Origin of the sequence: uncultured Campylobacter sp. (assembly GCF_937997595.1) — a bacterium.
Lineage (GTDB): Bacteria > Campylobacterota > Campylobacteria > Campylobacterales > Campylobacteraceae > Campylobacter_B.
This window is the reverse complement of record NZ_CALKTS010000105.1, coordinates 1-1,774: the sequence shown is the minus strand read 5'-3', so window position 1 is coordinate 1,774 and position 1,774 is coordinate 1. Positions and strand designations below refer to the sequence as shown.

Sequence of the window (1,774 nt, the reverse complement as noted above, 5' to 3'; positions counted from 1 at the left end):
CGGACGCGGCCGAAAATTTGCAGGAAAAATTTGACGCATTTTTAGCGCATTTGGGGCTCGCGGGCACGGCGGGCGAGATGAAATTTAAGCAAGATATTTATGAGCTTGACGCCGCCAAGCCGTTTTTCGTGATGCCGATCTCCTCGGCAACGGGAGAAAATATAAACGAGCTAAAATTTAACCTGCTCGAGCTACTAAGAAGGAAATAATATGTCGCTATTTGCTTTTGAAGACGAACTAAGACAAAAAAAGATTTTAGCAGTTAGGTGTTCGGATAGATCCAGACGCTTTTATTGTCCGAATCCACAGTGTGACGCTTATATGTTTTTATGTAATCAAGATGGCGTATCAAGGGCATATTTCAGAGCGACGTTAAAATCACATCCGCACAATCTCGATTGTTATTATAAAAATTCAAATGTCGGGAGTATTGAAAATTTTGATGAAAAGGCATTTAAATTTGACGACTTCATGGATAATCTATTTAAGTCTGCCGCGTCGCAAAGGTGTAGCATTTTCATATCGAATAATTCAGAATCGCCACCAGGTAACGAAATAAAGCAGGTAAGAACGATACGTCAAATATACGATCTTTGTAAAAGTATGGATATAAATGATGAATTCGCAGGTATAAAAATTTGGAAAATGCTTTTAGATAATAGAAGCATAAAAATTTATAAGAAAGGTGTTTTTGGAAAAAGATTGATAGAAGCAAAATTTCGTAATTATTCAAAAGGTAGCAAAATAATTTCTGTAAAGCTAGAGGATCGATTTATCTTCACATTAAATTTAAAGGATGAGAGCTTGTTTAATAAAATTTTGAGCGATATTTTAGAGAACAGAGGCAGAAATATAGTTGTTGCCGGTGATTGGAAAGGTGATGGCGATAAATTTCACGCGGAGATAATGAGCCAAAAGCAAATTTGGATCGGCAAGGAAGATTCATGAGAAATCGTTTTATGAAATATGTCTAGATATCTAGTTAATTTTATGTTTACCGCTTGCAAACGTCGCAAAAAGATAAAATTTAATAAGGCGAAATGAATAAAATTTTTATTCTAGTATTTTTATTCTTTGGCGCATACGGTTGCGAGCCTTCCGATCCGGTGCCGAATTTATGGACTTTAACGACAAGGATCATTACGGCGCGCTGAGCTTGCAGGAGTGGATGGCGAGCGAGGTGCCGTCTGGGCTGAGGGTAGAGCTAAATCTGCGCTCAGGCTCGGAATTTAAGAGGCTCGATGCTAATCGTGACAGCAAGATTAGCCTAGATGAGCTGGGGGCGAAACCGTCCGCAAAGATTTATTGGTCTGAAGATCCGTGCGCTTTTTGGCCTTGGCCGGACGGATCCGAGGATAAAAATCAATCCGCCGTCAAATAAGGCGCGCGAGTGTGAACCCGGGTTTACCTTTACGGTCTGCGTAAAATTTATTTCGCGCGTAGTTAGCGCTCGTATGATCACTCGCGCCGTGATTTGGCTAAATTTAAAGGAAAAGAATGAATATAGTTTTTATGGGAACGCCTGAGTATGCGGCTAAAATTTTACGCACGCTTGCAGAGGCGAAATTTGAGATCGCAGCCGTCTTTACGCAGCCTGATAAGCCCGTCGGCAGAAAACAAATTTTAACTCCAAGCGAGGTTAAAGTTTACGCGCAGCAGTATCTGCCTGCCGTGCCGATCTTTCAGCCTGCGAGCTTAAAAGACGAAGCGGCCCGAGCACAGATAAAAGAGCTAAAGCCTGATTTTATCGTGGTTGCCGCATACGGTAAAATTT

3 protein-coding genes and 1 pseudogene are annotated in these 1,774 nt (G+C 41.0%); all 4 read left to right on the top strand.

Annotated elements, in window-relative coordinates:
• A pseudogene (locus Q0614_RS03800) lies at nucleotides 1–209 on the top strand (GTPase ObgE); the annotation flags it as partial.
• Between the two features lies 1 nt (nucleotide 210).
• Nucleotides 211–948: a hypothetical protein gene (locus Q0614_RS03795; protein ID WP_297950547.1), complete on the top strand. Its 738-nt coding sequence runs from the start codon at nucleotides 211–213 to the stop codon at nucleotides 946–948.
• 169 nt (nucleotides 949–1,117) lie between these two features.
• Complete coding sequence (locus Q0614_RS03790) at nucleotides 1,118–1,381, top strand: hypothetical protein (protein ID WP_297950549.1); 264 nt, start codon at nucleotides 1,118–1,120, stop codon at nucleotides 1,379–1,381.
• A 116-nt stretch (nucleotides 1,382–1,497) separates the two neighbouring features.
• Nucleotides 1,498–1,774 (top strand): formyltransferase family protein (locus Q0614_RS03785; RefSeq protein WP_298786652.1); only part of this gene is annotated, 277 nt, incomplete at its 3' end.

Excerpts from the sequence above, each read along its gene's own strand:
- Q0614_RS03795 (WP_297950547.1), top strand. The coding sequence starts at position 211 with ATGTCGCTATTTGCTTTTGAAGACGAACTAAGACAAAAAAAGATTTTA.
- Q0614_RS03790 (WP_297950549.1), top strand. The coding sequence starts at position 1,118 with ATGGACTTTAACGACAAGGATCATTACGGCGCGCTGAGCTTGCAGGAG.